A 13876-nucleotide genomic window follows, 5' to 3' on the forward strand; every position below is an offset into this window, starting at 1 on the left:
CCTTTTATTTTTTCACATAACGCAAAACCGGTTTTCGCGCCGCCCGCGTTTCATCCAGGCGTTTGACAATGGTTGTATGCGGGGCTTCCTGGACGATTTCCGGATTTTCCTCCGCTTCTTTTGCGATTTGGATCATCGCATCAATAAAGGCATCCAGCGTTTCCTTAGACTCGGTTTCCGTCGGCTCAATCATCATGCACTCTTCCACGTTGAGCGGAAAATACACGGTTGGCGGATGGAAGCCAAAATCAAGCAGCCGCTTGGCGATATCAAACGTCCGCACCCCGAGTTTTTTCTGGCGCCTGCCGCTTAACACAAATTCATGCTTACAATGGCGGTCATATGGTAGGTCGTAGTACGGCGCCAGCTTCCGCATCATATAATTGGCATTGATCACCGCATTCTCGGTCACTTCCCGCAAGCCGTCCGGCCCCATTGAACGGATATACGTATAGGCCCGGACATTGATGCCGAAATTGCCGTAAAACGGCTTCACCCTGCCGATTGATTGCGGCCGGTCTTCATCCAGATAATAGCGGCCGCCTTTTTTCGCAACAACCGGCACCGGCAAAAACGGGACCAGCTCTTTTTTGACGCCGACCGGACCCGAACCCGGGCCGCCGCCGCCGTGCGGGCCTGTAAATGTTTTATGAAGATTCAGGTGGACAACATCGAATCCCATATCGCCCGGGCGCGCCTTCGCAAGCACGGCATTCAGGTTGGCGCCGTCATAATACAGTTTGCCGCCCGCCTCATGGATAATTTCTGCAATTTCAAGAATATGCGCTTCAAACAGCCCGAGCGTATTCGGATTGGTAAGCATGAGTGCTGCGGTATCTTCCCCGGCAATTTTTCTTAAGTCGTCGAGATCCACAAGCCCTTCTTCATTCGACTTCACAGTGACCGTTTCGAAGCCGGCAACGGTCGCGGAAGCCGGGTTGGTGCCGTGGGCGGAGTCGGGAATGATCACTTTTGTCCGCTTTGTATCCCCGTTTGCTTCATGGAAAGCGCGGATCAGCATCAGCCCGGTCCATTCCCCGTGGGCGCCGGCAGCAGGCTGCAAGGTCACTTCATCCATGCCGGTAATCTCTTTTAAATGTTCCTGCAGGTCATACATCAGCCCGAGCGCCCCCTGGACGGTGCTTTCATCCTGAAGCGGATGGATATGGGCAAATCCCGGAAAGCGCGCAACCGTTTCATTGATTTTCGGATTGTATTTCATCGTGCAGGATCCGAGCGGGTAAAAACCGGAATCGACGCCGTGGTTGTTTTCTGACAGCTTTGTGTAGTGCCGCATTAAATCCAGTTCCGACACTTCCGGCAGTTCCGCATCCTGTTTGCGGATGTATTCAGGCGGAAAAAGGTCAGCAGCATCCACTTCCGGCACGTCCATTTCCGGCAGGCTATACGCGATCCGGCCTGGTTTGGACCGTTCAAAAATCAGCGACATTTCTTCATTTGCCATAGCACACGACCCCCATTTCTTCAGCCAATTGGTCAATCTCTTCTTTTGACCGCAATTCCGTCACGGCAATCAGCATGCAACCGGCAAATTCCGGGTAATCCTTGCCCGCATCATAGCCGCCGATGATTTTTTTCTGTAATAAATGTTCATTTACTTCTTGAACGCTTTTTGGCAATTTCACGGGAAACTCATTGAAAAAAGGAGACGAAAACGGGATTTCAAACCCTTTTTCCGCCAATTTCCTTTTCGCGTACTGTGCTTTTGCAATATTGGCCAGTGCCATTTCTTTTACGCCCTTTTTGCCGAGGGCGCTCATGGCCACCGATGCGGCAAGGGCATTGAGCGCCTGGTTTGAGCAAATATTGGACGTCGCTTTGTCGCGGCGGATATGCTGTTCGCGCGCCTGGAGCGTCAGCACATACCCCCTTTTCCCGTCCTCATCGACTGTTTCGCCAACAAGCCGGCCCGGTATTTTCCGCATCAGTTTTGACGTTGTCGCAAAGTAGCCGCAATGCGGGCCGCCGAATGCAGCCGGAATGCCGAAGACCTGGCAGTCGCCGGTTGTGATATCGGCGCCGAAATCGCCCGGCGGCGCAAGCACCCCTAAGGCAAGCAGATTGGCGGATACAACAAACAAAGCTTTTTCGCCATGGGCCAGTTCGCCGATTTCTTTTAACCGTTCAAGCGAACCGAAAAAGTTCGGGTATTGGACGATGACGGCAGCTGTCCCGCCGTCTATTTGTTTTTTGGCCGCTTCCAGGTCGGTACAGCCGTCTGCGAGCGGTATTTCTTCCACGGTGATGCCCTGTCCCCTGGCATACGTATGTAAAACGGCCCGGTATTCCGGATGGACAGCTTTTGAAACCAATATTTTCTTTCTCTTCGTCTGCCCGGCCGCAAGCATGGCCGCTTCAGCCATGGACGTGCCGCCGTCATACATCGAGGAATTGGCCACATCCATGCCGGTCAGCCCGCAAATCATCGTCTGGAATTCAAAGATGGCCTGCAGTTCCCCTTGCGAGATTTCCGGCTGGTAAGGGGTATAGGCCGTATAAAATTCGGATCTTGAGATCACATGGTCCACGACCGTTGGAATATAGTGGTCATAAACCCCCGCCCCCAAAAAAGAGGCATATTCTTTTAAATTGGCATTTTTCCCGGCAAGTTCTGACAGTTCTTTTAACAGCGCCGTTTCCGATTTTGCTTTTTTGATCCGGTAATCCCCTTTAAACCGCACTTTTTCGGGGATGTCTGAAAACAGTTCCCCGGCACTTCGGACCCCGATCGCATCCAGCATCTCGCGTTTATCTTCTTCCGTCATCGGCAGGTAACGGTGCATCACTTTTCCCCCTCCCCGTTTTTTTGCTTTTTATAGAACGGTGTTTGGACAACGACGGCTTTGATCTTTTTGGAACGGACATCCACTTCTACTTCGGTGCCGGGCGCGTCCCACGGTACACGCAAAAGGGCAAGGCCGATATTTTTCTTTAAAGTCGGCGACTGTGTCCCGGTTGTCACCATGCCAATCCGCTCATCCCCTGCATAAACGCTGTATCCGTGGCGCGGAATGCCGCGGCCGGTCATTTCGATGCCGGCAAGGCGCCGTTTCAGGCCTTCTGCTTTCTGTGCAAGGAGCGCCTGTTTCCCGATAAAATCCGCTTCTTTCTTAAGCTTTACAGCAAACCCGATGCCGGCTTCAAGCGGGGAAATGTCTTCTGCCAATTCCTGGCCGTAAAGGCAGAGCCCGGCTTCAAAGCGGAGCGTATCCCTCGCCCCGAGCCCGCACGGCAAAACGCCTTTTTCCCGGCCCTTCGCCAATATTTCGTCCCACAGCTTTGGCGCATCTTCACTGCGGCAGTAAATTTCAAAGCCGTCTTCGCCCGTGTAACCGGTTCTCGAAAGCAGCACTTGAAACCCTTCAACATTTGCGTTTTCAATAAATGAAAACGATGGAATGGTAAAAACATCCGCTTCTGGCGCAAGTTTTTGCATTACTTCCGCAGCAAGCGGCCCCTGGAGCGCGAGCTGGGCAACGTTTACGCTGATGTCCGTTATAGAAACATCCTCCGTCCGGTGTGAAACAAGCCATTTGTAATCTTTTTCCGTATTGGCGGCATTCACCACGAGCCAATACCGGTTTTCGCCCAATTGGTAAACCAGCAAATCATCGACTGTGCCGCCGGCTTCATTGCACATGGCGGTATATTGGGCAGCACCCGGCTTCAATTTGGACACATCGTTCGTTATCATTTTTTGAAGGAAGCCAAGGCTTTCCGGCCCCTCCACCAGGATTTCGCCCATATGCGAAACATCAAACAGGCCTGCCCGTGTGCGGACGGCTTCGTGTTCGGCTTTAATGCCCGAAAATTGCACCGGCAGTTCCCAACCGCCGAAACCGGTCGTTTTTGCGCCGTATTTCCGGTAAACATCATATAATGGCGTCCGTTTTAATTCCGGCATTAGTACCCCTCCATTCTGTTTTTTATCCGGATGTGGATCCGGGAGCAAAAAAACAGGGAATATTCCGCCTGCTTCACGAAATATTCCCTGTCCTTACACCTGAAAGTTTACCGAAAAACGGTTTTCCCCTTTGGTGGCTTCCCGAAAAAAGAAGCGCTCTCCAGAGATGCGTCAAATTAAGAGTCCTTTTGCCTGAGAGATTCACGTTTCCGCTTGCTCCGTCGGCGCTACAAAAAATGCAGTCTCTCCTCTTATTCTCATCCGCCAATATTCAGTTCAAAATCGGGCATACTAAAGTTAAAATGCCTGATGCAGGCTGTTCCATACGATTTTCCCTGTAAACCCTGTAAAAACGCTTGGTCAGTTTCATCGTATCATGACACCATTCTGAAAATCAATTGAATTTTTTAAAATAAAAAGCGGCTGTAAGAACTGGAAAACGATGCATCGGGGACGATTGGAAAAGGAGTGCAGGCAGCATGGAAGTCAACATTGAATTTGACCGCTCGTGGGAAACGGAATTGATGGAACGCTATCAGGAGGACGGGCCGTGGGGAAAATGGGAACTTTATAAGCTTGCAGTGGAAATGGAAAAACGGCTGGTCATTCCGGAATTTGAAGGGTTGCAGGCGCCAAAGCATCTGGCCAATGTCAAACCGCTTGCGCACCAGCTGGAAGCGGCCCGCCAGGTGGTTGAAAAGATGAACGGCAAAGCCATTTTGGCGGATGAAGTCGGGCTTGGAAAAACGATTGAAGCCGGCCTTATTTTAAAAGAATATATGATTCGCGGGCTTGCAAAAAAAGTGCTCATTTTGGTCCCGGCATCGCTCGTGTCGCAATGGGTCGCGGAACTGAACAGCAAATTCCATATTCCCGCTGTCGGGCAGAAGAAAAGTTATATGTGGGAGCAGTATGACTGTGTTGTCTCTTCCATTGACACCGCAAAAAGAAGCCCGCACCGCGACATCATTTACAAGCAGCAGTACGACATGATTATTATTGACGAGGCGCACAAGCTGAAAAATCCGAATACAAAAAACTACGCATTTGTCCAGGGCTTAAAGAAGAAATTCTGCCTGCTTTTGACGGCGACACCGATCCAAAACCGGATCGATGAAATCTTCCACCTTGTCTCCCTGCTGAAACCCGGCCATTTAGGCAGCGAATCGAATTTCAGCAAAAAATATAAAAATGGGGACAGGCAAGTGAAGGAAGACGAACATTTGCGGAAGCTGGTCAGCAAAGTGATGATCCGGAACCGGCGCACAAACACCGGGGTGGAATGGACAAAACGGCGCGTTGAAACGGTGCTGATTGACTTCAGCAAAGAAGAGCGCGAACTGTATGACGCGCTGCAAACGATCCGCAGAGGCAGCGAATCGTACAGCCACGCCGGCTTCTCGCTATTGACGCTGCAGCGCGAGGCGTGTTCGAGCCGTGAAGCCGTTTTTGTAACCTTAAAAAACCTGCTGAAAAAAACGGAACAGCCCTCGCCCGTTTTAGAAGAAACCGTTGCTGCGCTGATCCAGAAAATTGAAGCGATAAAAACCAATTCAAAAGCGGAAAAAGCGCTCGAGCTTATCCAAAACATTGATGATAAAGTGATCATTTTTACGGAATACCGGGCAACACAGCTTTACCTGCAATGGTTTTTAAAACAACACGGCATTTCATCCGTCCCCTTCCGCGGCGGCTTTAAGCGCGGCAAAAAAGACTGGATGCGGCAGCTGTTTGAAAACCGCGCCCAGGTGCTCATTGCGACAGAAGCGGGCGGTGAAGGGATCAACCTGCAATTTTGCCACCATATGATTAATTTTGATCTGCCGTGGAACCCGATGCGGCTCGAGCAAAGGATCGGGCGTGTCCACCGCCTTGGCCAGGAAAAGGATGTGCATATTTATAATTTCGCAACCAAAAATACGGTTGAAGAACATATCATGAAACTGTTGTACGAAAAAATCCATTTGTTTGAGCGGGTAATCGGGGAACTCGATGAAATTCTGACCCGGCTCGAATTCGGAAAACTGGAAGACCACCTGCTGGATGTCTTCCAAAACTCGCAATCGGAAGGCGAAATGAACATCAAAATGGAAAATCTCACCCAAATGATCGAATTTGCGGAAGCGGTACGGAAAGAGGAGGGAAATGCGGATGCTGCAGGAAGAAATACATCAATATCTTGAACGCTTTTTTGAAGCAAACGGCGCTGTATTGGTTGAAAACCGCCCCGGCTGGATGACGGTGCAGCTGACGGTTGAACTGGATAAGGCGTTAATGAACCGGCCGTTTTACTGGTCCTATCTTGAAAAAACAGGCGGCATCCCGAATCCGATGACCGTTACGTTCATTACGGACCGGGAAAAAGCACCGGATACGGTAAAAGGGGAACCGGTCCATTTTGGAAGCCCTCGTCTGAACCAGATTTTCGAGACGGCAAAGCAGTTTTCCCGCTATATCCGCCTGTTTGAAGACGTCCGCCCCGGGCAAAAACAGGTGCCACTTTACCCTTGGCTTGGGATGAACGCCAAAATTTCGTACCGCTGTGATTTAAAAAAAGATGTATTCCGCTCGATCGGGTTGAATTTAATCCACGGCACAATGGCTGAAAATTTTCAGGACTTGCTGGAACAACGGGCACTGACGCCGAAAATTCCGGATTATTGTTTTACACTGACGCCGATTATCATGCCGAAAAGCGCCGTCACCAGGATTGAACAGTATATCCGGCAAGGCCTGTCGAAAGAACCGCATCATTGGGCGGAAGAAGCGGTAAAACGGTGGCACCAGGATCTCGCGCTGTTGGACCATTTTTACGAAGATATGGAAGAGCGCCCGGAATCGTATGAAATTGAAAAACAGGCGCTGAAGGAACAGTATGAGCCGAAAATTACCGTTCATGTCCTAAACGGCGGCCTCTTTTATTTAAAAGATGCGTTTATATAAATCAGGCAGCCCCAAAAAGGCTGCCTGATTCTGCTACTGTTTTCTTTTGAAAAAGAGAAAAAAATAAGGAAGAATGCCGAACCATCTTTCGGCAAAAGGCGGCATCTCTTCCTTTTTCTCGTTCCGCTTTTTCTGCCGCTCGCTTTTTGGCGTGCTCATATGCTGTATCCATGTTTGTGCCAGCAATTTGACATAATCATTTGTCGACATTGGCGCCACCATCCTTACAGGCGCCAGTATAACCGAAAGCTTCCGTTTTTATGCGGCTGGAAATTTCCGCAACAATCTCCGCAACTGATTTTCCCGTCGTATCAATAACCAAATCGGCACACGAAAGGTAAAACGGCCGCCTTTTTTTGTAAAGGGCGATGATCTCCTCCTTTGTCCTTCCTGTTGCGACAGGCCTTGAGGGGTCATTTTGAATGCGTGAAACCAGGATTTCCGGATCGCAATCCAGAAAAACCGTCACGCCGTCCCGTTTTAATAGACAGGCGTTCTCTTCCCGCATGACAATCCCCCCGCCTGTCATGATCACCCCTGCAAGCGATGCGGCCCGTTTCAGCATTTCTGTTTCTTTCCGGCGAAAATAGGCTTCCCCTTTTACAGCAAAAATGGCAGCGGGCGGCATTCCTTCCTCATCTTCAATCCAGCGGTCAAGATCCGTCGCCGCACTGCCCAAAAGCGAGGCGAGCGCATGGCCGACAGTCGTTTTTCCGGCACCCATAAACCCGGTCAAATAGATCCTTTTGTTCATTGTTCCTCCCATTGAAGCACCTTTTTTTCTGCCTGATTATATCGTATCGTACTTTTAAACAGTTCACCACTGCCATTTTCCGCAGTTAAGGAAATCACTGCAGTATCCCCGTCCTGTTTGATATTGTAAGACACCAATCCGTCTGAAAAACGGAGTTCCCCCGGGCTTTTGTCGCCTTTTTCCAATTTTTGCGCCGCCTCCCTGATGGCGAAAAGCGACATGGTATTCCGCAAATAATATTCCTTCACCAGCACGGCATATTTCTTTTCGCCTAGGTAAATATTTGTTCCCGAAATGACCATACTGCATGCGGCAAGCGCCAAAAACAGCACTACCGGCAAAATAAACCCTTTTTGCCTGTTCATCGGGCATTGCCCTCCGTTTGGCCGAAGAGCGCATGGCGGGAAAGAAAGGTCATTTCCGCTGTTTTTTCCGCGCCATTCGGATAAACAGCGGACACTTTGACCCCGTTTCCTGTTGCCGCAAATTGGATGGACCGCACATTTTGGAGCACAATTTGATGCCCCTCACCGTCCACTCTCCGCCGCAAACTGTTCTGGTATGGTTCATACGTAACCGTCCTTCCTGCCTCGTTCAGTTTCAAAGTATTTTGGGCTGCCTGGCACGAGCTGCTCACCCGGATTTCTTTACGCAACTGCATGAGAAAAAGATTCCACTCTTCATCTTCTTCCGGCCGGAATGCTTCCCCGGCTGTCCCGAATGTTTTCACTGCCAGGGGAAAAAGTGAGAACAAGGAAGTGACGAGAAGCAGTACGCACACGCTTTCAAGCAGCGTAAAGCCTTTTTCATTGCTGGAGCGAAACGCAAGTCGTGTTTTGTTCATGTTTGACACATGCCTTTCTGCCATTGTCTTTGATTTGAAATGTCCATGTGGCCCCGCCCACCTTTTTTTCTTTTTCAACGACTTTTCCGGTAAAAGTCCATTCCTCCGTTTTTTCGTATAAAAAACGGGCTGCCTCCATCTCTTGTTTTGCCTCTTTGATTTGACCAAGCATATGGAGAAACGGCGGGAACAGGCAGGCCGCCATCAGGCAAAATATGGCAAACGCAGCGATGACTTCCGGAAAAGTAAAGCCCCGTTCATTCTTCGACATAAAACCGCCCGCTTCCAATATGCGTAACCAGCTTGATTTGTTCTTGGCCGGACTGGAAATAGAGCGTGCCGAACTGGGTGACATTCCCGTCCGGCCCAATTGCATAGGAATGAAAGCTGCCGTTTTCGAACATTTTGATGCCTTCCGGAAGCCTTCTTTTTACAATCGTCGCATTTTTCCTCGCTTCGAAAATAGCGTACATATTGCTCTGGCGGAAAAATTGGACGTAAACGTTCGTCTGGCGAGAAATCGCGTCCGTTTGTGCCAAGTACAAATCGTTTTCAAGCTGGTTGATGAACATTTTTTTGACGATCGTATGTTTCACCGGCTTAAAACCGGCAAACGCAAGGGCGGTGATCACGGATACAATCAACAAAACAACGAGCATTTCTGGAAAGGTAAAACCGGCTTCGTTTTTTGGCCGCTTCACTTTGCAACCTCCGTTACCTTCCCGTCCGCCCCGATGTTCACTCCGTTTCCATTTGGGCAGCTCGTTTTCGACACATAGCCGCCGTCTTTTAACTGGCTGATGGATGACGGATATTCATTGTGGTCCATTTCATACGCCTGCACCTGACCCTGCACCATGGCAATGAACGCATCGCAACCTTTGTTATTGATCGCATCGGTATGTTTGGAAATGTTCGGAATCATCAAAAACAAGAGAACTGTAATAACGAGCAAAACAATCAGCATTTCGATCAGCGTAAAACCTTTTTGATTTTTGATTAAAGACATGGGCAATTTCTCCTTTCTTTTTCTGGGGGGAAGGCTTTAAGCCCCGCCGCCCGGCAAGCCTTCCCCGGTTAAACCGCGTCAATCATCTGGAACATCGGCAGCATGATCGACAAATAAATGGCGACCAAAAAGAAACCGATGAAAATAAACACAACCGGTTGAATCAGCCCGAACAGGCTTTGGATTTTCTCTTCCATTCTTTTCAAGCTAATTTGGCTGTAATAATAGAGCTCCTGATCAAGGCGCCCGTTTTTCTCCCCGTGGCGGACCAAAATGACCAGCTGTGGCTCGATAAACGGGACAGAAGCCAGGGCCCGGGAGAACGTCTCACCAGCAAGCAGTTTTTCGCGCAAATATTTTGCAGTATCGCGCCAAAGCGGCTTAAAATTTTGCGATTCCATGACATGCAAAATTTCATAGACGGAAAAACCGCTTTTCAGCATAAAGCTCCATTCTCTTGCCAAAAACTGGCTGTAATAGCTGGTATAGTAAAAGCGGGATACCGGCAGCCGCGAAAGCCACGCCGCCTGCGCGAGCGGTTTTTTTCGTTTAAAATAGAGAAAAAAGAGTGTGAAAAATAGGAAGAGAAAAATACTTGAAACCAGGATAACATGCGGGGCCTGTTCCATGATGGCCAGGAACAGCCGGAGATTTCGCGAAGGTTTGTAGTCCATTGCGACATACATATGTTCAAATTGCGGCAGCAGCACGTTTCTCACAAAAGCCGTGGCGATAAACAGCGCGGCTGCCAATATGAGCGGATAACGGATCAGTTTCCAAAAGGCAAGGGCATCCTCATGTTTTTTCAATAAGTAGGCGCCCGCCTCTTTAAGGGCAGCAACCATCTCCCCGTGCCGTCCGGCAAAATAAATTTGCATGCATGCATTGGCATCAAACCGGTGTTTCAGCAGCACGTCATGGAGCGGCGTTCCGTTTTGCAGCTGTTTGTTCATGGAACGCGCATTCAGTTCGCCGTCCACATGCCCGAGAAAATCGATAGCATCCGCAATCGGAAATCCGTTTTCGAGCATTTCACCGACCCGGGTAAGAAAGCGCCCCTGTTGTTTGAGGCTTATCCGCTTCTTCCTCTTCGGCAATCCAGCGGTGATACTCTTCTTCAGAAATGTATCCAAGCACAATCCCCTTTCTGAGCCATTCTTTCAGCGTCGGATAATGGTAGCGGACCTGTTCCCCCTTTGCTTCTTTCAGCACCCGCTGCAAGTTTTTCCCGTACAGCAGCTCATATACCGCGGTTTGCCGCTTTTTCCGGCTGTCGGGACAATCATGCGGGCAGCGGATGCCGCCGCATACCGGACAACGCAATGTAATCAGCCGCTGTGCGCTGACAGCGAGCAAAGTCTGCTCCATTTCGTGGATGCTCACGCCGAATTCCATCAGCCTGTAAATCGCGCCCTTTGCGTCACGCGTATGCAAAGTCGTCAGGACAAGATGGCCGGTGAGCGATGCGCGGACCGCAATTCTTGCTGTTTCGGCATCGCGGATTTCCCCCACCAGGATAATATCCGGATCATGGCGCAAAATTGCTTTCAGCCCTGTGCTATAAGTAATGCCTGCTTTTTCATTCACCTGCACCTGCAAAAACGAGTCGCTTTGTTTTTCAACAGGGTCTTCCAGTGTAATCACATTCCGTAAAAACCGTTTTGCGCAGTGCTCAACAAGCGTATACATCGTCGTAGACTTGCCGCTTCCAGTCGGGCCGCTGAAAATCAGCATCCCATGCGAATGGTTTAATAGCGCCATTAATTTTTTTGTGCTCGATGGAAAAAGTGAAATTTGGCTGAGCTGGAATTGTTCTTCATGGGGCAAGATCCGAATAACGAGGCTCTCTTTGGAAAGAGAGGTTGGCAGCGTCGAAATCCTTAAGGAGATCGTCTGCTGCAAAACGTTCATGGCAAACGACCCGCTTTGGGGTTTCCGTTTTTCACTGATATCCATGGAAGACATAAATTTCAAATGGGATATCAGCCTTTCCCCGGCTTTCGCGGAAAGGTTGCGGTGGGGGTACAGCCTTCCGTACTGCCGGAACTGGACATGGTAATGCTTTTCTTTCGGAACGATATGGACATCGGTCACATTGTTTTTTACCGCCTGTCCGATCAAAAGTTCCGCAATTTTTTCAACTGACATAATCCATCACATACCACCTTTCTTTTTGGGATATTCTCTCATTTCGACACGGCTTTCAAAATTCCTGCTTTAAAACAAAAATTTTTTCGCTATTTTTTCTCTTAGCGACAAAAAAGTGTGTGATTTTTGTCACAAATTTTGGCGTTGTTATCATTTATAATATAAATAGGATAAAAAATATAGAGGTGTTTCATATGGAACCAACATTAAAAGTGATCAATGCCCTTTCTGACCCGACCCGCTACTCGATTTACCAATTTGTACTGAAGAAACGGAGCGAAGTATCCGTCCAGGAAGTGGCCAATGAATTTCATATTCATCCGAATGTGGCAAGGCTCCATTTGTCCAAGCTCGAAGATGTTAAGGTGATTTCATCTGAACTGAACAAAACCGGGAAAGGCGGGCGCCCGGCAAGGCTGTATAAAAGCTCTGAACAAGTGGTAGAACTCTCCTTCCCGCACCGTGAATACAAATTGCTGTCCAACATTTTGCTTGAAGCCATCAACAAAATGAAACTGGCAGATGCAGGCCTTTTGAAAGATATCGGCCGGGAGTACGGAAAACGGATCATCGAAAACATCTTAAAAAACATGAATAAAACAAAAGACCAGCTGACATTTAACGAAAAATTATCTGTGCTCGCAAGCGTGTCCACCGTGGACGGATACTGCATCGAAACGCTGGAAACAACAGACAAGAACGAACTCGATTACCATGTATACAACTGTCCGTTCCGGGAATTAATCCATCACTCGGCGGATGTTTGCGAGATGCATGTTGCTTATATTCACGGGTTGTTTGAAGCGTTGTTTGACGATTTCGACATCAACCAGCAGGAAACGATGCTTCATGATTGCAGCGAATGCATTTATCATGTGAAAGTTGCTAAAGTTGCGAATTAAGTACCAGTTGTGTTTACACCCCTTCTTTGTTCCTTTATAATATAACTTGATGGACATAAAAAGAAGGGGTGGTTCATTTGGATCGTATGTACCGCGTATTGGGTTTCTGGACTGGTGTAATGGCAGTCATGTTTTTCCTTGGCGGCATGAAAGAAACCGCTTTACTGTTTCTGGCCCAGACCGGTTTCTTTGTGCTTGTCAGCTACTTGAAACTGTCCGAACGCATGTATATGTACATCTTTGGGGCTTATTTAACAATTTTCTTCGCCGGCTTTACGTACTACACCACGTTTATACTCACACCCGGCTTCGGCGAATAACCTGTTCCTCTTAAAAATCTGCTTGCTTTTTCCTTGCACTAAAAAAACCGGCATTCACTGCCGGTTTTTTTATCCCCCCAAAAACGGGTTGGAACTTTTTTCGGCCCCGATCGTTGTCTGCGGCCCGTGTCCCGGGAACACGATTGTATCCGGGTGCAAAACCAGTAACTTTGTATGAATGCTTTCCTGCAAAACGCCATGGTTCCCGCCCGGAAGATCGGTCCGCCCAATGCTGCCGGAAAAAAGGGCGTCCCCTGAAAAGACAATGTTGTGATCAGGCAGCCAGTACGAAACGCTCCCCGGGGAGTGGCCCGGCGTTTCCAGCACTTGAAGCGAAAAAGAGCCGATTTTCAACATGTCTTCCCCGGCGATAAGCTTTTCCGCCCCGCGCGCGCTGATTTCTCCCATCCCGAAAAAATGGGAGCCGTTTTGCCCTGGATCCCCGAGCCACATCTCTTCCTTTTGATGGATATAGGCCGGGATTTTGTACGCATCCCTTACCGCATCAAGGGCGCCAATATGGTCAAAATGGGCATGCGTTAAAAGCACCGCAAGCGGGTTCAGCGCATTTTCCCCGATAAAAGCGTGCAGCCTTTCAAATTCCGCTCCGGGGTCAAATATCAAACAGTCTTTTTCGTGGTTCCACAGGATATAGCAATTCGTCTGAATGGGCCCGACCGGCAATTGTTTCCATTTCATTCGTATCCCTCCTCCCTTATTGTATCATGTTTTCATCCGTAAAAAATGCCTGTTCATTTACTCGACAAATCACCAGACCGGTTGTAAAATAAAGATAATTGAATACCTTTTCATTATAAGGGGGATGTCATGGGTACAGTCATTATTTTCAGTCTCGTCTCCATACTGTCACTGATTGGTTTCATTACTGCGGCCAAAAACAAAAATATCCTCGGATTTATTTTCGGCATCATTTCTTTTGCCCTTTTCGGCTGGTTTGCCATCATGACCGTCATCCATTCGGGCTACCCGGCCTTTACTTAATGCTGAAAAAGCGGCGCCATGCCGCTTTT

At 48.9% G+C, this 13876-nt stretch carries 18 protein-coding genes and 1 riboswitch; of the genes, 5 read left to right on the plus strand and 13 right to left on the minus strand.

Annotation, left to right across the window (positions count from 1 at the left end):
• Positions 1–4: 4 nt before the first annotated feature.
• Genes gcvPB through gcvT form a run of 3 tightly spaced genes read right to left on the minus strand, consistent with a single transcriptional unit; the run spans position 5 to position 3925 of the window.
• On the minus strand, positions 5–1465 hold the full coding sequence (gene gcvPB, locus NSU00_RS08840; RefSeq protein ID WP_328004589.1) for an aminomethyl-transferring glycine dehydrogenase subunit GcvPB: 1461 nt from the start codon (positions 1463–1465) through the stop codon (positions 5–7).
• Positions 1455–2807 (minus strand): aminomethyl-transferring glycine dehydrogenase subunit GcvPA, encoded by a 1353-nt coding sequence (gcvPA, locus tag NSU00_RS08845; protein WP_029141284.1) that lies wholly within the window; start codon positions 2805–2807, stop codon positions 1455–1457. Before gcvPA ends, gcvPB begins: the two co-directional genes overlap by 11 nt.
• On the minus strand, positions 2804–3925 hold the full coding sequence (gene gcvT, locus NSU00_RS08850; RefSeq protein WP_328192302.1) for a glycine cleavage system aminomethyltransferase GcvT: 1122 nt from the start codon (positions 3923–3925) through the stop codon (positions 2804–2806). The genes gcvPA and gcvT overlap by 4 nt, the downstream gene beginning before the upstream one ends.
• A gap of 170 nt (positions 3926–4095) precedes the next feature.
• A riboswitch (glycine riboswitch) is annotated at positions 4096–4186 on the minus strand.
• A 218-nt stretch (positions 4187–4404) separates the two neighbouring features.
• Here gcvT and NSU00_RS08855 point away from each other — a divergent pair.
• Both NSU00_RS08855 and NSU00_RS08860 read left to right on the plus strand, forming a co-directional pair.
• A complete protein-coding gene (locus NSU00_RS08855; protein ID WP_328197599.1) occupies positions 4405–6108 on the plus strand; it encodes a DEAD/DEAH box helicase in 1704 nt (567 codons plus the stop codon).
• Entirely contained in the window at positions 6077–6868 is a 792-nt protein-coding gene (locus NSU00_RS08860; RefSeq protein ID WP_328004588.1) for a YqhG family protein, read from the plus strand. The genes NSU00_RS08855 and NSU00_RS08860 overlap by 32 nt, the downstream gene beginning before the upstream one ends.
• A 33-nt stretch (positions 6869–6901) precedes the next feature.
• Here the strand turns inward: NSU00_RS08860 and NSU00_RS08865 are convergent, their stop codons facing one another.
• The 9 genes from NSU00_RS08865 to comGA all read right to left on the minus strand — a co-directional run bounded on the left by NSU00_RS08865 (position 6902) and on the right by comGA (position 11623).
• Positions 6902–7078, minus strand: a complete 177-nt coding sequence (locus NSU00_RS08865) for a YqzE family protein (RefSeq protein WP_237348197.1) — start codon at positions 7076–7078, stop codon at positions 6902–6904.
• Positions 7065–7622 (minus strand): shikimate kinase, encoded by a 558-nt coding sequence (locus NSU00_RS08870; RefSeq protein ID WP_340703601.1) that lies wholly within the window; start codon positions 7620–7622, stop codon positions 7065–7067. The genes NSU00_RS08865 and NSU00_RS08870 overlap by 14 nt, the downstream gene beginning before the upstream one ends.
• Positions 7619–7987: a competence type IV pilus minor pilin ComGG gene (comGG, locus tag NSU00_RS08875; RefSeq protein ID WP_029142070.1), complete on the minus strand. Its 369-nt coding sequence runs from the start codon at positions 7985–7987 to the stop codon at positions 7619–7621. Before comGG ends, NSU00_RS08870 begins: the two co-directional genes overlap by 4 nt.
• Positions 7984–8466 carry a competence type IV pilus minor pilin ComGF gene (comGF, locus tag NSU00_RS08880; protein ID WP_017553560.1) on the minus strand — a complete coding sequence of 161 codons (483 nt, stop codon included), beginning with the start codon at positions 8464–8466 and terminating at the stop codon, positions 7984–7986. The genes comGG and comGF overlap by 4 nt, the downstream gene beginning before the upstream one ends.
• A complete protein-coding gene (locus NSU00_RS08885; protein ID WP_017553561.1) occupies positions 8429–8737 on the minus strand; it encodes a type II secretion system protein in 309 nt (102 codons plus the stop codon). The genes comGF and NSU00_RS08885 overlap by 38 nt, the downstream gene beginning before the upstream one ends.
• The gene (gene comGD, locus NSU00_RS08890) at positions 8724–9167 is read right to left on the minus strand and encodes a competence type IV pilus minor pilin ComGD (RefSeq protein WP_019720594.1); all 444 of its coding nucleotides are present in this window, start codon (positions 9165–9167) and stop codon (positions 8724–8726) included. Before comGD ends, NSU00_RS08885 begins: the two co-directional genes overlap by 14 nt.
• Positions 9164–9475, minus strand: a complete 312-nt coding sequence (comGC, locus tag NSU00_RS08895) for a competence type IV pilus major pilin ComGC (RefSeq protein ID WP_029142066.1) — start codon at positions 9473–9475, stop codon at positions 9164–9166. Before comGC ends, comGD begins: the two co-directional genes overlap by 4 nt.
• A gap of 68 nt (positions 9476–9543) precedes the next feature.
• Positions 9544–10506, minus strand: coding sequence for a competence type IV pilus assembly protein ComGB (gene comGB / locus NSU00_RS08900; protein WP_340703602.1), 963 nt, complete (start codon positions 10504–10506; stop codon positions 9544–9546).
• A gap of 1 nt (position 10507) precedes the next feature.
• Positions 10508–11623: a competence type IV pilus ATPase ComGA gene (gene comGA, locus NSU00_RS08905; RefSeq protein WP_340703603.1), complete on the minus strand. Its 1116-nt coding sequence runs from the start codon at positions 11621–11623 to the stop codon at positions 10508–10510.
• Between the two features lie 194 nt (positions 11624–11817).
• Here comGA and NSU00_RS08910 point away from each other — a divergent pair, with 194 nt between their 5' ends.
• Both NSU00_RS08910 and NSU00_RS08915 read left to right on the plus strand, forming a co-directional pair.
• Positions 11818–12525, plus strand: a complete 708-nt coding sequence (locus NSU00_RS08910) for a helix-turn-helix transcriptional regulator (RefSeq protein WP_014098020.1) — start codon at positions 11818–11820, stop codon at positions 12523–12525.
• Between the two features lie 77 nt (positions 12526–12602).
• On the plus strand, positions 12603–12845 hold the full coding sequence (locus NSU00_RS08915; protein ID WP_014098019.1) for a DUF2626 domain-containing protein: 243 nt from the start codon (positions 12603–12605) through the stop codon (positions 12843–12845).
• Between the two features lie 69 nt (positions 12846–12914).
• Here NSU00_RS08915 and NSU00_RS08920 read toward each other — a convergent pair whose 3' ends face one another.
• Positions 12915–13544, minus strand: coding sequence for an MBL fold metallo-hydrolase (locus NSU00_RS08920; RefSeq protein ID WP_013859649.1), 630 nt, complete (start codon positions 13542–13544; stop codon positions 12915–12917).
• 129 nt (positions 13545–13673) lie between these two features.
• Between NSU00_RS08920 and NSU00_RS08925 the strand changes: the two genes are divergently transcribed.
• Positions 13674–13847: a DUF2759 domain-containing protein gene (locus NSU00_RS08925; RefSeq protein WP_019720590.1), complete on the plus strand. Its 174-nt coding sequence runs from the start codon at positions 13674–13676 to the stop codon at positions 13845–13847.
• The last annotated feature ends 29 nt before the right edge of the window (positions 13848–13876 follow it).

Origin of the sequence: Weizmannia sp. FSL W8-0401, assembly GCF_038009125.1 — a bacterium.
Taxonomy (GTDB): domain Bacteria; phylum Bacillota; class Bacilli; order Bacillales; family Bacillaceae_C; genus Weizmannia; species Weizmannia coagulans.